A 21,140-nucleotide genomic window follows, 5' to 3' on the forward strand; every position below is an offset into this window, starting at 1 on the left:
CGGTTAGGAACCCTTCGTGAAAAGGGTTCTTAACCTTTTTGTGTATATATTTAAAATTAAGTTCTACAAATCCATTAACAGATGTCTTCAAATACTGTAAATCAACGAGTTAATTTTGCTTCAACTAAGAACCCACTGGAATATCCAGATTTCTTGGAAGTACAATTGAAGTCATTTAAAGACTTTTTACAACTGGATACCCCGCCCGAGAAACGTAAGAACGAGGGACTATACAAGGTATTTGCTGAAAACTTCCCCATAGCTGATACAAGAAACAATTTTGTTCTTGAGTTTTTGGACTACTATATTGATCCGCCGCGCTATAGCATCGACGAATGTATAGAGCGAGGGCTTACTTATAGTGTCCCCTTGAAGGCAAAGTTGAAACTGTATTGTACCGACCCTGATCACGAGGATTTTGATACAGTGATTCAGGATGTCTTTTTGGGACCTATCCCTTATATGACCGATAAGGCGACGTTCGTTATTAATGGTGCTGAGCGTGTTGTTGTATCGCAGTTGCACCGTTCTCCGGGTGTGTTCTTTGGTCAGAGCGTACATGCTAATGGTACAAAATTATATTCTGCCCGTATTATTCCGTTTAAAGGCTCTTGGATCGAATTTGCTACAGACATTAACAACGTTATGTATGCATATATCGACCGTAAGAAGAAGTTACCTGTAACAACTTTGCTTAGAGCTATTGGTTTCGAGAATGATAAAGATATTCTTGAAATTTTCGATTTGGCAGAAGACGTGAAAGTGAACAAGGCCAATCTGAAGAAGATTGTGGGCCGTAAGTTGGCTGCACGTGTGTTGAAAACGTGGATTGAAGATTTTGTTGATGAGGATACCGGTGAAGTAGTTTCTATCGAGCGTAACGAGGTTGTTATCGACCGCGAAACTGTAATTGAACCGGAACATATTGATATTATTCTTGAGTCAGGCATTCAGAATATCCTTGTTCATAAGGAAGAACCGAACCAGTCTGATTACTCTATTATATATAATACCCTGCAGAAGGACCCGAGTAACTCTGAGAAGGAAGCTGTCCTTTACATCTATCGTCAGTTGCGTAATGCCGATCCTGCCGATGATGCGAGTGCCCGTGAAGTCATCAATAATCTGTTCTTCTCTGAAAAGAGATATGATTTGGGTGATGTTGGTCGTTACCGTATCAATAAGAAACTGAATCTGACAACAGATATGTCTGTAAGGGTACTTACAAAAGAAGATATTATTGAGATTATCAAGTATCTGATTGAATTGATTAACTCGAAGGCTGATGTCGATGATATCGACCACTTGAGCAACCGTCGTGTACGTACAGTGGGAGAGCAGCTTTCCAATCAGTTTGCTATCGGTCTGGCCCGTATGTCACGTACGATTCGTGAACGCATGAATGTCCGTGATAATGAGGTGTTCACTCCGATTGATTTGATCAATGCGAAGACAATCTCTTCTGTTATAAATTCATTCTTCGGAACGAATGCTTTGTCTCAGTTCATGGATCAGACCAATCCTCTGGCAGAAATTACGCACAAGCGCCGTATGTCTGCGCTGGGTCCTGGTGGTTTGTCTCGTGAACGTGCAGGTTTCGAGGTGCGCGACGTACACTATACTCACTATGGTCGTCTGTGTCCGATTGAAACGCCTGAAGGTCCGAACATCGGTTTGATTTCTTCGCTCTGTGTATTTGCGAAGATCAATGATCTGGGCTTTATTGAGACTCCTTACCGTAAGGTTTCCAACGGCAAGGTCGATTTGTCGCCCGAAGGTTTGCTTTACCTGTCGGCCGAAGAAGAAGAAGGCAAGATTATTGCGCAGGGAAATGCACCGTTGAATGATGACGGTACGTTTATTCGCGATAAGGTTAAGTCACGTCAGGATGCCGATTACCCGGTTGTACCGCCCAGTGAAGTAGAATTGATGGACGTATCTCCGCAGCAGATTGCCTCTATTGCCGCTTCATTGATTCCGTTCCTTGAGCACGATGATGCTAACCGTGCGTTGATGGGATCGAACATGATGCGCCAGGCTGTTCCTCTGCTTCGTAGCGAAGCGCCGATTGTGGGTACTGGTATCGAGCGTCAGTTGGCTCGTGATTCTCGTACACAAATCGCTGCCGAGGGTGAAGGTGTGGTTGATTTCGTAGACGCAACAACGATTCGCATCCTTTACGACCGTACGGAAGATGAAGAATTTGTAAGTTTTGAGCCTGCATTGAAGGAATACCGCATTCCGAAATGGCGCAGAACGAACCAGAATATGACCATCGACCTCCGCCCGATTTGTGAAAAGGGTCAACGTGTGACGAAAGGCCAGATCCTGACCGAAGGTTATTCTACCGAAAATGGTGAATTGGCATTGGGTAAGAACCTTTTGGTGGCTTATATGCCTTGGAAGGGTTACAACTACGAGGATGCTATTGTATTGAATGAACGTGTTGTTCGTGAAGATATTTTGACTTCTGTACACGTTGAAGAATATTCTTTGGAAGTTCGTGAAACGAAACGTGGTATGGAAGAATTGACGTCAGATATTCCTAACGTCAGTGAAGAAGCTACGAAAGACTTGGATGATAATGGTATTGTTCGTGTAGGTGCTCGCATCGAGCCGGGTGATATCCTTATCGGTAAGATTACTCCGAAGGGTGAATCTGATCCGTCGCCGGAGGAGAAACTTCTTCGTGCTATCTTTGGTGACAAGGCTGGCGATGTGAAAGACGCTTCTTTGAAGGCATCTCCGTCATTGAAGGGTGTTGTTATCGGCAAGCGTCTGTTCTCGCGTGTTATCAAGACCCGCAGCTCTAAGCTGGCCGACAAGGCACTGTTGCCCAAGATCGATGATGAATTTGAAGGAAAGGTTGCTGATCTGAAAAAGATCCTTATCAATAAGCTGTTGAAGCTGACAGAAAACTACACATCCGAAGGTGTGAAGGATTATCTGGGAACCGACGTAATCGCTAAAGGCGCACGTTTCTCAGCTTCCGATTTCAGCGATCTTGATTTCACAACCATACAGTTAAGCAACTGGACGAAAGACGCACATACCAATGAGCTGATCCATGCTTTGATAATGAACTTCATCAGAAAGTACAAAGAGCTGGATGCAGAACTGAAGCGTAAGAAGTTTGCCATTACCATTGGTGATGAGCTGCCTGCCGGTATTATTCAGATGGCGAAAGTTTATATCGCCAAGAAACGTAAGATCGGTGTTGGTGATAAGATGGCAGGTCGTCACGGAAATAAGGGTATTGTTTCTCGTGTCGTTCGTCAGGAGGATATGCCGTTCTTGGCCGACGGTACACCGGTAGATATTGTATTGAACCCGCTGGGTGTGCCTTCGCGTATGAACATCGGACAGATATTCGAGGCTGTTTTAGGTAGTGCCGGAAAGAAACTGGGCGTGAAGTTTGCTACTCCTATCTTCGATGGTGCTACGCTGGACGACTTGAATGAATGGACTGACAAGGCTGGACTGCCGCGTTACGGAAAGACAACTCTGTACGATGGTGGTACGGGTGAAGCCTTCGAGCAGCAGGCTACTGTAGGTGTGACTTATATGTTGAAACTGGGTCACATGGTTGAGGATAAGATGCATGCACGTTCTATTGGACCGTACTCGTTGATTACCCAGCAGCCGTTAGGTGGTAAAGCTCAGTTTGGTGGTCAGCGTTTCGGAGAAATGGAGGTTTGGGCATTGGAAGCCTTTGGCGCTGCCCACATTCTGCAGGAGATTTTGACAATCAAGTCTGATGACGTTGTAGGACGTTCCAAGGCATACGAAGCTATTGTGAAGGGTGAGCCTATGCCTACTCCGGGCATTCCTGAGTCGTTGAATGTGTTGTTGCACGAGTTGAGAGGCTTGGGACTGAGTATCAACTTGGAATAACTAACGTCTGCTTATCAATAATCAATTGTCAATTATCAATTATATATAAAGTATGGCTTTTAGAAAAGATAATAAGATAAAGAGTAATTTCTCGAAAATCTCAATCGGTTTGGCCTCTCCCGAGGAAATCCTGGAGAATTCGAGTGGTGAAGTTTTAAAGCCTGAAACCATCAACTATCGTACGTACAAGCCTGAACGGGACGGTCTGTTTTGCGAACGTATCTTCGGACCCGTCAAGGACTATGAGTGCCATTGTGGTAAATACAAGCGCATTCGTTATAAAGGAATTGTCTGCGACCGTTGTGGTGTTGAAGTAACCGAAAAGAAAGTTCGCCGTGAACGTATGGGACACATCCAGTTGGTAGTGCCTGTTGCACACATCTGGTATTTCCGTTCATTGCCTAATAAAATCGGCTATTTGTTGGGATTGCCCACAAAGAAGCTCGATGCCATTATTTATTACGAGCGTTATGTCGTTATTCAGCCGGGTGTTTTGTCTGACGAAGTAGCGAAATACGATTTGCTTGAAGAAGGCGAATATCTGGATCTTTTGGAGAAACTGCCTAAGGAAAACCAGTTCCTTGAAGACTCCGATCCGAATAAGTTTATCGCCAAGATGGGTGCCGAGGCTATTTACGACCTGTTGTCGCACATCGATCTGGATGCTCTGTCTTACGAACTGCGCCACCGTGCAGGAAGCGATGCTTCGCAACAACGTAAGACTGAAGCTTTGAAGCGTCTTCAGGTAGTAGAATCGTTCCGTGCTTCGCGTGGACGCAACAAGCCCGAATGGATGATTGTACGCATTGTCCCCGTCATTCCGCCCGAACTTCGTCCGTTGGTTCCGTTGGATGGTGGACGTTTTGCAACTTCCGACTTGAACGACCTTTACCGTCGTGTTATCATACGTAACAACCGTCTGAAACGACTCATTGAGATTAAGGCTCCTGAGGTGATTCTGCGTAATGAAAAACGTATGTTGCAGGAAGCTGTCGATTCATTGTTCGACAACTCGCGTAAGTCAAGTGCAGTGAAGACCGACGCTAACCGTCCTTTGAAGTCTCTTTCCGACAGTTTGAAAGGTAAGCAAGGACGTTTCCGTCAGAACTTGCTGGGTAAACGTGTCGACTATTCTGCACGTTCGGTAATCGTTGTAGGTCCGGAACTGAGAATGGGCGAATGCGGTATTCCTAAACTGATGGCTGCCGAGCTTTACAAACCGTTTATCATCCGTAAGCTGATTGAGCGCGGTATTGTGAAGACTGTAAAGAGCGCCAAGAAGATTGTAGACCGCAAGGAGCCTGTTATCTGGGATATCCTTGAGCATGTGATGAAAGGTCATCCGGTGTTGCTGAACCGTGCCCCGACACTGCACCGTCTGGGTATTCAGGCATTCCAGCCGAAGATGATCGAAGGTAAGGCTATTCAGTTGCACCCGTTGGCTTGTACGGCATTCAACGCCGACTTCGACGGTGACCAGATGGCCGTTCACTTGCCTTTGAGCAACGAGGCAATTCTGGAAGCACAGATGCTGATGCTTCAGTCGCACAACATCTTGAATCCTGCCAACGGTGCTCCTATCACAGTGCCTGCACAGGATATGGTGCTTGGTTTGTATTACATCACCAAGTTGCGTAAGGGTGCCAAAGGTGAAGGCTTGACTTTCTATGGTCCCGAAGAAGCGCTTATTGCCTACAATGAAGGTAAGTGCGACATTCACGCTCCGGTAAGTGTCGTAGTCAAGGATGTGGACGAGAATGGAAATATCGTCGACAAAATGATGCATGATACTTCTGTAGGACGTGTTATTGTGAATGAGATAGTACCTGCTAAAGCCGGTTATATCAATACGATTATATCTAAAAAGTCACTTCGCGATATCATCAGCCACGTAATCAAGGTTTGTGGTGTGTCCGAAGCTGCCGACTTCCTGGATGGAATCAAGAACCTGGGTTACTACATGGCCTTCAAGGGTGGTTTGTCGTTCAACTTGGGCGATATCATCATCCCCGAAGAGAAAGAGGCCTTGGTACAGAAGGGATATGAAGAGGTAGAGCAGGTGATCAATAACTATAATATGGGTTTCATCACCAATAATGAACGTTATAATCAGGTGATTGATATCTGGACACATGTCAACTCAGAGTTGTCCAATATCTTGATGAAAACCATTTCGAACGACGACCAGGGATTCAACTCTGTATATATGATGCTGGATTCCGGAGCCCGTGGTTCTAAAGAGCAGATCCGTCAGTTGTCCGGTATGCGTGGTTTGATGGCCAAGCCGCAGAAAGCCGGTGCCGAAGGCGGTCAGATCATCGAGAACCCGATTCTTTCGAACTTTAAGGAAGGTTTGTCCGTGTTGGAGTACTTTATTTCTACGCACGGTGCCCGTAAGGGTTTGGCCGATACAGCCTTGAAGACAGCCGATGCCGGATATCTGACACGTCGTCTGGTAGACGTTTCTCACGATGTGATCATCAACGAAGAAGACTGCGGTACGCTTCGTGGATTGGTTTGCACGGCATTGAAGAACAACGATGAAGTGATCGCTACTTTGTACGAACGTATTTTGGGACGTGTATCTGTGCACGACATCGTTCATCCTACTACAGGTGAGCTGATTGTTGCCGGTGGTGAGGAAATCACCGAAGCCATCGCACAGAAGATCGAAGATTCTCCGATCGAAAGTGTCGAAATCCGTTCCGTGCTGACTTGCGAATCGAAGAAAGGTGTTTGTGCCAAGTGTTACGGACGTAACCTGGCTACCAGCCGTATGGTACAGAAGGGCGAGGCTGTCGGTGTCATTGCAGCGCAGTCTATCGGTGAACCGGGTACACAGCTGACACTTCGTACATTCCACGCCGGTGGTACGGCCGCCAATATTGCGGCCAACGCAAGTATCGTAGCCAAGAACGATGCCCGTCTGGAGTTTGAGGAACTTCGTACGGTAGACATCGTTGACGAGTCGGGCGAACCGGCCAAGGTAGTTGTAGGCCGTCTGGCTGAAGTACGTTTCGTGGATGTAAATACAGGAATCGTGCTTTCTACACACAATGTGCCTTATGGTTCTACTCTGTATGCTGCCGATGGCGAACTGGTAGAGAAGGGCAAGCTGATTGCCCGTTGGGACCCGTTCAACGCCGTTATCATTACCGAAGCTACCGGTAAGATCGAGTTCGAAGGTGTAATCGAGAATGTAACATATAAGGTAGAATCGGATGAATCTACCGGTTTGCGTGAAATCATCATCATCGAGTCGAAGGACAAGACGAAAGTGCCTACCGCACACATCATGACCGAAGACGGCGAACTGATACGTACTTACAACTTGCCGGTGGGTGGTCACGTTGTTGTGGAAGACGGCCAGAAGGTGAAAGCCGGTGAGGTGATCGTGAAGATTCCGCGTGCCGTAGGTAAGGCGGGTGATATCACGGGTGGTCTTCCTCGTGTTACCGAGTTGTTCGAAGCACGTAATCCGTCCAATCCTGCCGTGGTTTCCGAAATCGACGGTGAGATTACGATGGGTAAGGTAAAACGTGGTAACCGCGAAATTGTCGTTACTTCCAAGACGGGTGAGGTGAAGAAGTATCTGGTACCTCTGTCCAAGCAGATTCTGGTTCAGGAGAACGACTATGTACGTGCCGGTACTCCGTTGTCCGACGGTGCCATTACTCCGGCCGATATCCTGGCCATCAAAGGTCCTACGGCCGTACAGGAATATATCGTGAACGAAGTTCAGGACGTATACCGTCTGCAGGGTGTGAAGATCAACGACAAGCACTTCGAAATCATCGTACGCCAGATGATGCGTAAAGTCGAAATCGATGAGCCGGGCGATACCCGCTTCCTCGAACAGCAGGTAGTGGACAAGCTGGAGTTCATGGAAGAGAACGACCGCATCTGGGGCAAGAAGGTGGTTGTCGATGCAGGCGATTCGCAGAACCTGCAACCGGGTCAGATCGTAACTGCCCGCAAGCTGCGTGACGAGAACTCGATGCTGAAGCGTCGTGACATGAAACTGGTTGAGGTACGCGATGCCGTTCCCGCCACTTCTACTCAGATTCTTCAGGGTATTACCCGCGCTGCATTGCAGACTTCAAGCTTCATGTCGGCTGCTTCCTTCCAGGAAACAACGAAGGTGCTCAACGAAGCTGCCATCAACGGTAAGGTCGACAAGCTGGAGGGTATGAAGGAGAACGTGATTTGCGGTCACCTGATTCCTGCCGGTACAGGCCAGCGCGAGTTCGAGAAGATCATTGTCGGTTCGAAGGAAGAATACGACCGTATGCTTGCCAACAAGAAGACAGTGCTCGACTATGCAGTTGACGAAAAAGTAGAGGAATAATCTACCAACAGATAGATATAAAGGAAGAAAGGAGATGTGTCAAGGTTGGCACATCTCTTTTTTTTATGCCTGTCGGTCACGAAGCACCCTACCGAAGCCGATGAAATTCTCTCATTCCCGCTCCGTTCCCTCCTCCCCTTGGGAGAGGGGCCGGGGGTGAGGCTCCACCCAATACCCGTTCCCATACTTCGTATGCACCCTGCGCCCCAGCTGCGCCAACAGGCGTGCGAACGACGTACACGAACAGTCCTTCAGAGCAGCGGGATTCTTGCGCTTCACCGTGGCATAGATTTCGGCAGCGGACATCAGGCGGGCACCCTGTTCGCCCGGCTCGGCGAAGCGGAAACAGGAGCTGACCAACTCTTCGGCGGGCGTGACGCGGTAGAACGGGCGATTGGCTTGCTGGATTTCGTTTTCCTCTTCCTTGCTGAACCAGCAGCGTTCGCCGTTCTCCAATTCGTGCAGCAGCTGGGCGTAAACCTGTTCATAATCCACCGGCGTGGTGCAGTCGATGGGGTGCTCCACCTCCACACAGATGAAGCGGCGGCTGCCCGAAAGGTCGGTCAGCAGGTCGCGGCGGTTGCTGGTGCCGATGAACGAGGCGATGCGGGGCAGTGCCTCTGCCGTGCGGCGATAGGCGCGACGTACGCGCAAGGCTTCCATTTGCATCAGGTTCTTCAGCTGGGGCATTCGGCTGGCAGGCAGGCGGTCGAACTCGTCCAAGTTGATGAGTCCGTACGAGGCAAGTTTGTTCTCCGCCGCCGTGGCGTTGGTCAGGTCGAAGCTTTCGGTGAAGTAATCGCGCAACTGGGGCGGAAGCAGCAGGCGGCAGAAGGTGGATTTTCCAAAGCCTTGTGCGGTGCTGACCAGTAGCGGAGCCACACTGTTGGCGCGTCGTCCCTCTCCGCCACGGCCTGTCCACTGGGCGGTGACGGCCAGCATCCAGCGGTGGAAGGCGCGTGTCCAAAGGTCGCTGTCGGACACCCGTTTGGCCAGTTCGGTCACGCGGTCGGTGCCGTCCCATGCGGGGAGGTGCTTGAAGTAGAGGTCGAACGGATGATAAGCCTGCACGTGGTCGGACTCCACGTAGCGTTTCACGTCGCGGTCCCAACAGTCCACGCCGCTGTCGATGGCGTCGAGGGCGATGCCGTTCAGCGTGCGGTTGTCCACGGGAGTATAAATAAGGTGGTGCGGATTGCCCGTTAGGTCGTTATTCACACGGGCGCACTCCGTTCGTTCCGTCAGCAGGTTGTAGCGGAAAGCGTAGTGCAGTTTCAGGTAGCGCATCAGGCGTTGCATCATCTGTTGCTGGCGCGAGGGCTTTTCAGGTTGGGTAGGGGATTCTTCAGCAGGTGCGGCGAGGACTTTTTGGGGCATATCTTTTACCACCTCTTTTAGCGCATCTTTCACCGTATTCTCTTCAATGACAGGTGGTTGCTCCATTGTCAGGATACGCGCCTCAGCAGCTTCATCGGGTTGTGCATCCACCCATTCGATGATTTCGTTCCCGCCGTTCAGGCTGAACATACGTTTTTGTTCGCCTTTGGCACGGTCGTCGGGCGTCCATGTCATGCGGACGCTGAACTCGCCGCCGCCCATCACTACAAATACTTCGCCTCCGGGCAGGCGGGTACAGACGTGTTGCAGGTCGGAGAACAACTGTTCGTAGGCAGAAGCGGAAGAGGAAGCTGTCGTCGTGTCGTTCGTGTTAGTCGTGTCGTTTGTCGTGTTGTCCTTGCGTGCGTTCCACGGAAGGAACCAGCTTTTCAGGTTCGTAATCAGGTTCATAGCGATTTTGGGGTTTAAGTGATAGTGGACGGGGGACGCGGTTACAGACCCCGAGTTTCCCCGTTCCCTTGTTAACTTGTTAACTCGTCAACTTGTCAACTCATTAACTTATTAACTGTTCCCCAAAGATACAAAATCGGAAGGCCTTTGTCAAGTGGATGAGGGTGAAATAATCAACAAAAATCAACTTCTTTTTTCAATCACCACGGAAGGACACAGAGCTTTTATCAGTTTGCAGGGTGAAGTTTCACCGTAATATTCTGTGGGTGAACTATTTGTGGTGAAAGATGGATACGCGGAATACACGGAATGAGCGGATGAACGCGGATTTTAATTATTCATTTTTAATTTTTAATTGAATCAACGTGAAGCTTTATCTTTCACCACATCCGTCTGATTTTCAGCACTAATTTTCCTTGTTGAAAGCGTGAACCCAATTTCTCCTTTTCTCCTTTTCATCCGTGTTCGTCCGTCCCCTCCGCGTCGTCCGCGTATCCATCCTTCCCCCGTTTTTCATTATTCACTTTTCATTCATAACCACCTACTTTAGCGGCATAACATCGGTAGTTAGCCGACGTAATAAGCAATCCCGCCGGATATGACAAGCAATGTCACCGAGTTTTACAAGCAATCCCGTCAGGTTTTGCCTGCAAAGCCCACGGGTTTGGTAAGCAAACCCCTCGAGTATCGCCTGCAAAGCCCGTGAGTATTGCAAGCGTTGCTCGCGAGCCGTACAAGTGTTTCTCACGAGCCGTGCTTGTGTTGTTCGTGAGCCATGCAAGCATCGCTAACGTTGTCTTTTTCTATGCTGTTTGGGACTGCTGGATAATGAACAAGGCCATAAGGAATCTCCTTCTTTTCCCTATGGCCTTTCCCCCTCGTTAACTCGTCCCCTTGTCAACTTGTCAACTAACCTACATCCGGTTCTTCTGCGAACTTCCCGCACCCGTCCCCTTGTACTTGCTCTTGGTCGCGTTGAACTTGTAGCGCAAGGTCACGGTGAAGGTGCGCCGCGTGTCGGTGCCCATTGTCAGGGTGCGGATTCCGCTATAGGCCGTCACGTGGTTCGTCATGGTGCTGAACAGGTCCGTCACGCTCAGCAGGCACGACAGGCGTTTCCCGGCAAACTCCCTGTACAGTGAAGCGTCCAGCCGCCACTGGGTCTTGTCGTTGTGCACGTTCTCGCTATGTCCCTGGGTTATTACGGTCGCGTCCACATACATCAGGATGTCCCAAGGCAGTTCCAGGCTGTTCTTCCAAAGGAAGCTGCCCAACGGATGATTGAACATCCGGCTGCCTTCGGGCGTGCTCCCCTTGTACCACTGCTGCTCCATGCTGGCCACCCACTGCGGTTGCCAGCAGCCGAACTTCGGGCTGTAGGCCACCATGGCATACGCTTTGTCGAAGTCTTCTATATTGACCGGTCGCAGCAGGCTGATGGCGGGATTGTCCGCCGAGTACGAGTCGCAGAAGCTGGTCATGCCGTCCTTGATGTGCCGGTAGCCTCCCGAAAAGTAGAGCTGCTTCCAGGCAACGTCCAAGGTGAGGTTGTGGCTCAACGTAGGTTGCAACAGCGGATTGCCGGCCTCGTAGGTGTAGCGGTTGACGTAGCGCGGAGCGCTGTTCAGCAGGCTGTAGTCGGGGCGGGTGATGTCGGCGGCATAGCTCAGCTGCAACTGCACCTGGCCGATGGGGTGCGACAGGCTGAGGGAAGGAAACACGTTGGAGTACTTCCGGCTTTGCTCTTTGTTGAACACGCCGTACTCGTAGTAGTCGCTCTTCAGATGCTCGTAGCGCACACCTGCCTGCACGCTGCCCTGTCCCAACTGGCGGCTGTACTCGCCAAACACGGCCCACATTTCTTCTTTCACTTCGTCGTCCTCGCCTTGCAGGATGCCTTCGCGGTTGTCGTACAGGCTTGTCCGGTTGTTTCGCGTATATTCGCTGCCCACTGCAAACTGGCCGCCCGCCAACGCATGCGAAACGACCAGCTTGGCGGCATACAGCGTGTTCCGGCTCTCGTCGAAAGTGGTGATGTCCCTGGCTTCTTCCGGCAGCTCCAGCGTCCGGGTGTATTCCCGTCCGAGGCTTCTTCCTTTGTTCTCGTTCCACAGACCGTCGGAGTTGAAGTCCACGTTCCACCCGCCCACGGTGCCGTTGTAGTAAAGGTTCAGCCGATGGTCCGTCTGGCGGGCATCCGAAGCGTTCGTGTTCTCCGCTTGTTCATACGCCCCTCCGTCCAGCAGCACGTCGGTATGCATCGACAGGTCCGAAGCCGACTTGGGGGTACGCTTGTAGTTGTATCGCACGCCCAGCGCATGGGCGGGATTCACCTGCCAGTTCAGCGACAGCATGCCTTCCAGATGCTGCGAGTGCGAGCGGTTGGACAGGTCGGAATGCTGTGTCCATGTCTTGTCCAGGTAGGTATCCTGCCGGACCGTCTTGAAATACTCGTCCCGGTCATTGCTTCCGAACAGCATGCCCGACAGGTCGAAGCCTCCCGAGCGATAGTTGAAGTTGAACTGGTCGAGCACCGTCCAGTCGTACTGGTACTGTCCCAACAGCCGGTTGTTGAAGCCGAATCCCTCGCCCGGCGCACGCTTGGTGGTGATGCGCACCACCGCCTTCACCGAAGCCGCATAGCGGGCACCGGGGTTGTTGATCACCTCTACCGACTTGATGTTGTCGCTGGCCAGCTGGTCCAGTTCGGAGGAATCGCGCACCTTGCGCCCGTTGATGTACACCTCCGCCGCTCCGCGTCCGAAGACGCTTACCGCCCCGCCACCGGCCGATACACCCGGTATGCGGTCCAGCAGGTTTTCTGCGGTTCCCGCCTTCTCCAATATGGTTCCGGCCACGTTCGTAATGCTGGCCCCGTTCTTCAGCCTTGTCTTGGGCAGGTCGCCCTTCACCACCACCTCGTCTAACAGTTGCGCATCGGCTTTCAGTTGCAGCGACAGCTGTTCGCCCGGTCCGCAATCCTTATATAAAGTAGTATAACCGATGCACGACACTTTCAGCACGCCCTTCCCGCCTTCTGCCGACAGGCTGAAACTACCGTCCTCGCCGCTCACCGCTCCCGCCACAAATGCCGAGTCGGGCAGGGAGAGGAAAACCACGTTGGCGTAAGACAAGGGTTGCTGTTGCTCGTCCGTCACTTTACCGGTCAGTGTCTGACCGCTTGCGCATATTGCCATTGCCAACAGCAATATGCAGGTTGATAGTCGCTTCATAATCAGTTGCTTTTTATTTTGTTTTGATATTCTTTTCTGTCATTCAGGAGCAAGTTCTCCTTTTCCTCCTATAACCTCGTCCCCTTGTCAACTCGTCCCACTTGTCAACCAATCACATCCGGTTCTTCTGCGAACTGCCCGCACCCGTACCCTTGTACTTGCTCTTGGTTGCGTTGAACTTGTAGCGGATGGTCAGGCTGACGCTTCGGCTGTTCGGTTCGGCATCCGTATAGAAAGTACGCAGGCTGCCCAAGTACACCAGCGAACGCGAACGGGTACTGTTGAACAAGTCGGTAGCCTGAAGCTGGAACGTAAGCCTGTCGTTCAGGAAACCTTTGTAAAGCATTGCATTGACCGACCACAACTGTCGCTTCACTTCCGTATTTTCCTCATGACCTAACGAACTCCACGAAGCATCGGCGTTTAACAGGAAACCGCCGGGAAGTTTCAGGCTGTTCTCCCACGAAAGGCTTACCAACGGTTTGTCCAGATTGAGCCGCCCCCAGGGAGTATCTGTGTGATACCATTGCTTGACGACTGCTGCCGTAAGCTGCGGTGACCAGATGCCGATGGTAGGAGTAAGCGAGAGCGAAGCAAACGTATGATTGTATGCCGGAGCATTCGTATTGGTCAGCAACGCGATGGAAGGATCGGTGTCCGAATAGGGGATGCTGGTTGTGACAATCGCGTCTTTCGTGTGCACATAGCCCAGCGTCAGTTGCGTCCAATCGTATACGGCATTCAGAATTAGGTTTTGTGCCACTTGCGGACGGAGTAGTGGATTACCGCTTTCGTAAGTATAACGGTTATTGTAAACAATGTTCCCTCTCAGCATGTGGTACGACGGGCGCACAATGTCCGAAGCATAGCTCAGTGCCAACTGTACATTTCCTGCAGGCACAACAACCGTAGCCGACGGAAACCAGTCGTTGTACTGCTTGCTTTGGCTTTCTACCCGTTTGCCTCCTTCGTAATAGTCGGCTGCCACATGTTCGAAACGCACACCTGCCTGCACATAGACCGAACCAAACGAACGTCCATATTCCACGAAGCCCGAAGCGTTGCCTTCCCTTATCTCGCTGTGGTCATCTTCTAACAGTCCTTCGGGATTCACATAGTCGTTGCCGTGCGTGTTGTGCGAATATTCGCCACCCAGCGAAAGTTCGCCACCTAACCATTCGCGCGACAGTACTAATTTTCCGGCATACAGGCTGTTGTCTGCCCGACTGAAGGTATTCACCTGGCGACGGTCGGTCTCCGTTCCCGATGGGGTAGTAACCTGTTCATCGGTAAATCCGTCTGTATCATTTCCGTTCCACAAGGCATCAGCATTGAAGTCTATGTTCCATTTTCCCACTTGGCCTGCATAATAGAAGTTCAGCGTGTGACTGGTTTCTCGTGAAGTACTTTCATAGACACTCCGCAACAGTTCGTCTTGCTCTCCGTTCTGTAGCACTTCGCTGTCCAGTGTTCCCCAACTGTCGTAACGGGGCTGACGTTTCCAGTTATAGCGTACTCCAAGTGCATGCCCGTTGCCGAACGTATAATTGGCCGAAAGCATGGTGTAGAGGTTCTGCGAATGTTCCTTTTCGTCCATGTGCATGTGCTGCTTCCACAGCTTGTCCAGATAAGTATCCTGCACAACGTTTCTTTCGCTCCATGCATGCCCGTCGGAAGCGGCCAGCATGCCCGACAGGTCGAAGCCTCCCGAGCGGTAGTTGAAGTTGAACTGGTCGAGCACCGTCCAGTCTTTGTTGAATTTGGCATAAGCACGGTTGTTGAAGCCGAATCCCTCGCCCGGCGCACGCTTGGTGGTGATGCGCACCACCGCCTTCACCGAAGCCGCATAGCGGGCACCGGGGTTGTTGATCACCTCTACCGACTTGATGTTTTCGCTGGCCAGCTGATCCAGTTCGGAGGAGTCGCGCACCTTGCGCCCGTTGATGTACACCTCCGCCGCTCCGCGTCCGAAGACGCTTACCGCCCCGCCACCGGCCGATACGCCCGGTATGCGGTCCAGCAGGTTCTCGGCTGTACCTGCTTTTTCCAGCACACTTCCGGCCACGGTTGTAATCATGCTGCTCCCTTTCAGCCTCGTCTTGGGCAGGTCACCCTTCACCACCACTTCGTCCAACAGTTGCGCATCGGCTTTCAGTTGCAGCGACAGCTGTTCGCCCGGCCCGCAATCCTTATATAAAGTGGTATAACCGATGCACGACACTTTCAGCACGCCCTTCCCGCCTTCTGCCGACAGGCTGAAACTGCCGTCCTCGCCGCTCACCGCTCCCGCCACAAATGCCGAGTCGGGCAGGGAGAGGAAAACAACGTTGGCGTAAGACAAGGGTTGCTGTTGCTCGTCCGTTACTTTACCACTCATGTTTTGCGCCGATAAAGTACAGGCATATATTAGGCCACAACATATCAAGAAAAGTTGTTTTAATGTATTCATGCTATATAAATTTATTGATTATCATGTGTTTAGAACTTGTGTAGCCAGGCATCCAGCGTTTCACCATTGATAAAGAGGTTAGGATCCATCAGTAAGAGCCGTTTCTTAATGCGTGCTTTCTGCTGATAGACCGAAGTACGTGATATGGCGGATAGGATAGCCACTTGAGGTACTGAGAAATGGAGCTTAAGGAGGATGCAATATTGAATATCGACCTCTGTCAGATTTGGGAAACGGGTGGTAAGACGGACCGTGAAATTATTGTAGATATCGTCCACCAAGGCTGAAAGAAGAAGTCTGTCCTCTTCTTTAAGGAAACGGGGATTACTTCTTAACTCATTGACCAAAGGCTGCTCGGCTATCAAACGTTCGGCCAGTCTGCATTCCCGTTCTTTCAATTGCTCCATTTCGGAAGTCAATATTTGTATGCGCTGTTTATTGGATTCAATGCAGACTGGAGATCGGGTTTCGTTTCGTTTTTCGGATAGTTTTTTCTGAGCCTTTATCTTCATGCTTGGAGTTTATTTTTCACGTTTCAGTTATTTTGGGCAAAGTTAACTGATTCTTTTTTACATTTAAACAAACTCGTATATACAGGCTTTTATGTGTATCCTATTGTTATACAGGTGCTTATTTGTTTTTGCTAATATTACGATATATACAGTCTCTATTTTTTAGAACCTGTACAACCATGAATCGAGCGTTTCTCCATCAGCAAAAGTATCAGGTGTCTGTTGCAAGATACGCTTCTTGGTACGTGACTTCTGCTGCGATACAGAAGTAGGAGAAACCGCTGTAAAGGCCGCAATCTGGGCAATGCTAAAATTTAATTTTAAAAGAATACACAACTGTAAGTCAACGTCTGTCAGACGAGGGTATTGCTTCATGAGCCGTAAGGTGAAATCGGGATACACCTTGTTGACCAAAGTAGTCAGATGATTAAAATCTTCTGATTGTAGAAAACGGGGTGAAGTGCGTAGCTCTTTTACCAATGGGGTAGAGGTTATCAATTGTGTGGTCAACAGAAGTTCTCGGTCTTTTAGTTGCAATACTTCAGCAGTAAGTTTCTGAGTAAACTTATCTTTGGAGGGCATATCGTTCAACTGTTTCCAGTAAATATCAATCTGTCGTTGCAAATCCTGATTGAGCTGTGTCAGTTCCTGATTCTGTAGTTTCAGATTTTCGATGAATGTCTGTTGTTCCTGTTGTTCATGAGCTTGCTGGTGTACCAGTTGCATTTGTAGCTCCCTGATACTTTCTTGATTCTGGGTTATCAGTCTTTCATTATCTTTCAGTTGGCGCAGATGTTTCTGTAAATCGTCCGAAAGTTGACGGATAACTTGCTCTTTGCGCTTCAGATTCCGCTGGTACATTATTATTAGAATAAGAACCATACCCAGCAGCAAAGCGATGATAAGCACAATCTGAAATTCCAGCCGTTGGCGCCGGATGGTAAGTTCATAGTTCTGTTGCTGTAAGCGAGTACGGGTCTCCTGTTGGCGTAGTTCTGTCTGGTGCTTTTCGGCAAGAGAGACCTCTATGGAGTCGCAATAACGTTCAAATCCCACTATATCAATCGGATTACCGACCCTGTTGTCCAATACGGCACGCAATAGATATACCCGTCCTTTCTCAATCAGTTGAGTCTGATTCTTATTTCGTTTGCGCATGTCGTCCAAAGATTGTTCTACCTGGTTCACATAATATCGGGCAGAATCAAATTGCTCCAGACAGAAATAGCTATAAGCCATGCTCAATTTAATGGCATTAATGAAAGATGTAGTGAAAGAGAACTTTGCCTTCATCAGCTGATGAAACTGCTCTATGGCATCCCGGTATCGGCCGGCTAGCATAAACGCATCGCCATGATTGCGTTGGATATGATAGGCAAAAGCCGTATCACCGGCAGCAAACGCCAGATTGGCTGCTTTTTCTAAACAATCCATATTAGACAAATCACCATCCAGTTGAGACACTAACGCCAGTGAATAGACCATCTGATAATGTTCCTCTACTGGTAGTTTGTCGGCTATGCGCAACATATCTTCTATCATTTTCCGGCATTCCTTGTAGCGGCTCTGTTTGTAGTACACTTCCAATTTCTTGCGTTGTAATACCAGCATGTCAGCTGTGTCTTGTCTGGCAATGGCCAAATTAATGCCTTCATCAAACACAGCGATGGCCTCGTTGTCTCGGTTTGCCCATCGCAGGTACATACCTTCCAGCAGATAGCCGTCGTAGAGTTTGCTCGAATCGCCCGACTGGCGGTAATAAGCAGCAGCCTTTCCTATCAATGAATCTTCGGCCAACGACATGTCTAACCGGTAGTGTGCCATTGCTTTGTCCCATATTAACTGCATTTGTTCGGGTGGTGTAAAGGACGATTCATCCAGAATGTCATTCAATAGGCATAGTGCGGAGTCTGGCTGGTCTGTCAACATTGAATCGGCATGTCGCAGCAAGCGGGCGACATCTGGCTGACTGTTACAAGCGGTCAATAATCCGGCGAGCACACAGCTGAGCATCAATAGTTTTCCGAAGTTTATGCCATTTGCTTTCATTTCACAATACAAAGATTTTCGGTTTCATTACTCTGCAAAAATAACGTAATCATGAAAAATGCGAACTCTCTTTTTTATTTTTTTCTCATCAGGAAGGAAAACTTCTGCTTTTATTTCTAAGTGAAGTGATAACTTCTTTCACTCCTGGAAGCATATTAAATCCGATACCTAAGTTATCTTTTATGCGTTTTTACTTGTATTTTTCGAATAGTATTCCGTACTTTTGTGACAGATTCAATAACTAAAAACACATATTTATGGAAAATCAGGAAAATAATAACGGACAGTTACAAATAGAATTGAAGGAAGACGTGGCTCAAGGCACTTATTCGAACCTGGCTATCATTACTCATAGCAGTTCGGAGTTTGTATTCGATTTCGTACGCGTGTTGCCGGGAATGCCCAAGGCAGGTGTGCAGTCGCGTGTCGTTATGGTGCCCGAGCATGCTAAACGTCTGCTTCGTGCGTTGGAAGAGAATATTGCCAAATACGAAAGAGTGTTTGGCGAAATCCGGGTACCTCAGGAAGGTGCCGGCCGTCAGGCCATCTTCCCGTTGAAGGGTGAAGCCTGATGCTATAAAAGGCATTCTATATAATAAAGTAAGGAGGACAAGCCAGTGGCAGAACCAAGGGGCTTGTCCTCCTTCGTTTATAAAAAACACTGAGGGTGCTGTGTTTATTTAGGTACACCGTATACGGCCAGGTCGCCCAGCTCTTCTTCGATGCGGAGCAACTGGTTGTACTTGGCCATGCGGTCCGAACGGCTCAGCGACCCGGTCTTGATCTGTCCGCTGTTGGTGGCTACGGCAATGTCGGCAATGGTGGCATCTTCCGTTTCGCCCGAGCGGTGCGAGGTGACGGTGGTGTAGCCGTGGCGGTGGGCCATTTCGATGGCGTCGAGCGTTTCGCTCAACGAACCGATCTGGTTGACCTTGATCAGGATGGAGTTGGCGCAACCTTCGGCAATGCCTTTGCGGAGGAACTCGACGTTGGTGACAAAGAGGTCGTCGCCTACCAGCTGGCAGCGGTGCCCGATGCGGGCGGTCAGCTTCTTCCAGCCTTCCCAGTCGTTTTCGCTCATGCCGTCTTCGATGGAGTCGATGGGGTACTTGTTGATGAGTTCCTCTAAGTAGGCTATCTGTTCGTCGGCAGAACGTTTCTTGCCTTGGGGGCCTTCGAAGAGGGTGTAGTCATAGACTCCGTCTTTATAGAATTCGCTGGAAGCGCAGTCCATGCCTATCTTGACGTCTTTGCCCGGTTCGTATCCGGCGGTGCGGATGGCGGCCATGATACAGTCCAGCGCATCTTCGGTGCCGTTCAGGGCAGGAGCGAATCCGCCTTCATCGCCTACAGCCGTACTGAGGCCGCGTTCGTGAAGCACTTTCTTCAGCGCATGGAACACTTCGGCCCCCATGCGCAGTCCTTCGCGGAACGACGGTGCACCTACGGGCCGTATCATGAACTCCTGAAAGGCGATGGGAGCATCGCTGTGCGAGCCACCATTGATGATGTTCATCATGGGAACGGGCATCACATAGGTGTTGGTACCGCCGATGTATCGGTACAAGGGAATGTCGAGGGCATTGGCGGCTGCTTTGGCTACGGCCAGTGAGACGCCGAGAATGGCGTTGGCTCCCAGGTTCGACTTGGTAGGTGTGCCGTCCAGTTGCAGCATCTTGTGGTCGATGGCGCGCTGTTGAAGTGCCGACATGCCGATGAGGGCAGGGGCAATCACATGGTTTACGTTGCCTACGGCTTTCAGGGTGCCTTTGCCGCCGTAGCGTTGCCTGTCGCCGTCGCGCAGCTCCAAGGCTTCGTGTTCGCCGGTCGATGCACCCGAGGGTACGGCGGCACGCCCCATGGCGCCGCATTCCAGTGTTACGTCTACTTCTACTGTAGGGTTGCCGCGCGAGTCGAGTATTTCGCGGGCGATGATTCTTTTTATATTCATACGCTTTTGTTTTTAGGGTTTGTTACATAAATGGCAGGTGGCCGATCGGTGTCTTCGCCGGTATTTTCCGGATGGTTTTTTCAGATGCCACCTTTATAAATAACAGTTGAGAGGTGTGTAATGTTCGGTTGTCTTCGCCGCAGGTTTGCTGTCCGTGGCTTTGGTTGCAACATTGCCGGGTGTTTGATTGGGGAGGTTTGTGCGATGGATGTGAAATGTGTAATGACCGTGAAAAATAATACGTTAAAAATAAATAATTGTACGTAGTGCATTGATTATTCAAAAGTTATTAGTATCTTTGCAGCCCAAAAGTGTATAGTTTCTGAATTAATATAACAATAATATATAACTAAAAACAATTAAAATGCCTACAATTCAGCAATTAGTAAGAAAAGGACGCCAGGTGCTGGTTGACAAAAGTAAGTCACCTGCCTTGGATTCATGTCCTCAAAGACGTGGCGTTTGCGTGAGAGTGTATACAACCACTCCGAAGAAACCGAATTCAGCTATGCGTAAAGTAGCTCGTGTGCGTTTGACCAATGGTAAAGAGGTGAACTCTTACATTCCGGGCGAAGGACACAACTTGCAGGAACACTCTATCGTACTGGTACGTGGTGGTCGTGTGAAGGACCTTCCGGGTGTACGTTATCACATCGTTCGCGGTACTTTGGATACTGCAGGTGTAGCCGGTCGTACACAACGTCGCTCTAAGTATGGTGCAAAGCGCCCGAAGCCAGGACAGGCAGCTCCCGCTAAGAAAAAATAATAAGGTGGACTAAGAGCTCAGAACATTAACAATTAAAGTAATAACTTACGTTTTAGTTTGTTGGAGATGCTAAAGGTTGAGTAAATTCTCCGGAGGGAGAGTTGAAGAAGACAGAAGTAAACAACCAAGAACGAAAAACATTATTCTTTC

At 49.7% G+C, this 21,140-nt stretch carries 10 protein-coding genes; 4 read left to right on the forward strand and 6 right to left on the reverse strand.

Features of this window, described 5'->3' with window-relative positions:
- Positions 1 to 81: 81 nt before the first annotated feature.
- Together rpoB and rpoC are read left to right on the forward strand one after the other, a co-directional pair.
- Positions 82 to 3,894, forward strand: a complete 3,813-nt coding sequence (gene rpoB / locus BQ5591_RS04825) for a DNA-directed RNA polymerase subunit beta (protein ID WP_071148632.1) — start codon at positions 82 to 84, stop codon at positions 3,892 to 3,894.
- A 52-nt stretch (positions 3,895 to 3,946) separates the two neighbouring features.
- On the forward strand, positions 3,947 to 8,242 hold the full coding sequence (gene rpoC, locus BQ5591_RS04830) for a DNA-directed RNA polymerase subunit beta' (protein ID WP_071148633.1): 4,296 nt from the start codon (positions 3,947 to 3,949) through the stop codon (positions 8,240 to 8,242).
- Between the two features lie 111 nt (positions 8,243 to 8,353).
- Here the strand turns inward: rpoC and BQ5591_RS04835 are convergent, their stop codons facing one another.
- The 5 genes from BQ5591_RS04835 to BQ5591_RS21755 all read right to left on the reverse strand — a co-directional run bounded on the left by BQ5591_RS04835 (position 8,354) and on the right by BQ5591_RS21755 (position 18,273).
- Positions 8,354 to 10,030 (reverse strand): VapE domain-containing protein, encoded by a 1,677-nt coding sequence (locus BQ5591_RS04835; protein ID WP_071148634.1) that lies wholly within the window; start codon positions 10,028 to 10,030, stop codon positions 8,354 to 8,356.
- A 914-nt stretch (positions 10,031 to 10,944) separates the two neighbouring features.
- Positions 10,945 to 13,263, reverse strand: coding sequence for a TonB-dependent receptor domain-containing protein (locus BQ5591_RS04840; protein WP_071148635.1), 2,319 nt, complete (start codon positions 13,261 to 13,263; stop codon positions 10,945 to 10,947).
- A gap of 112 nt (positions 13,264 to 13,375) precedes the next feature.
- Complete coding sequence (locus BQ5591_RS04845) at positions 13,376 to 15,640, reverse strand: TonB-dependent receptor (RefSeq protein ID WP_235817039.1); 2,265 nt, start codon at positions 15,638 to 15,640, stop codon at positions 13,376 to 13,378.
- Between the two features lie 101 nt (positions 15,641 to 15,741).
- Positions 15,742 to 16,224, reverse strand: coding sequence for a hypothetical protein (locus BQ5591_RS04850; RefSeq protein ID WP_235817040.1), 483 nt, complete (start codon positions 16,222 to 16,224; stop codon positions 15,742 to 15,744).
- Between the two features lie 162 nt (positions 16,225 to 16,386).
- Positions 16,387 to 18,273: a hypothetical protein gene (locus tag BQ5591_RS21755; protein ID WP_235817041.1), complete on the reverse strand. Its 1,887-nt coding sequence runs from the start codon at positions 18,271 to 18,273 to the stop codon at positions 16,387 to 16,389.
- A gap of 257 nt (positions 18,274 to 18,530) precedes the next feature.
- Between BQ5591_RS21755 and BQ5591_RS04860 the strand changes: the two genes are divergently transcribed.
- Positions 18,531 to 18,845 carry a DUF3467 domain-containing protein gene (locus tag BQ5591_RS04860; RefSeq protein ID WP_022161755.1) on the forward strand — a complete coding sequence of 105 codons (315 nt, stop codon included), beginning with the start codon at positions 18,531 to 18,533 and terminating at the stop codon, positions 18,843 to 18,845.
- A gap of 104 nt (positions 18,846 to 18,949) precedes the next feature.
- Here BQ5591_RS04860 and eno read toward each other — a convergent pair whose 3' ends face one another.
- The gene (gene eno, locus BQ5591_RS04865) at positions 18,950 to 20,224 is read right to left on the reverse strand and encodes a phosphopyruvate hydratase (RefSeq protein ID WP_071148637.1); all 1,275 of its coding nucleotides are present in this window, start codon (positions 20,222 to 20,224) and stop codon (positions 18,950 to 18,952) included.
- Positions 20,225 to 20,588: 364 nt separating this feature from the next.
- Between eno and rpsL the strand changes: the two genes are divergently transcribed.
- The gene (gene rpsL, locus BQ5591_RS04870; RefSeq protein ID WP_021846443.1) at positions 20,589 to 20,990 is read left to right on the forward strand and encodes a 30S ribosomal protein S12; all 402 of its coding nucleotides are present in this window, start codon (positions 20,589 to 20,591) and stop codon (positions 20,988 to 20,990) included.
- Positions 20,991 to 21,140: the final 150 nt, after the last annotated feature.

The organism is Bacteroides ndongoniae (genome assembly GCF_900108345.1).
Classification (GTDB): Bacteria; Bacteroidota; Bacteroidia; order Bacteroidales; family Bacteroidaceae; genus Bacteroides; species Bacteroides ndongoniae.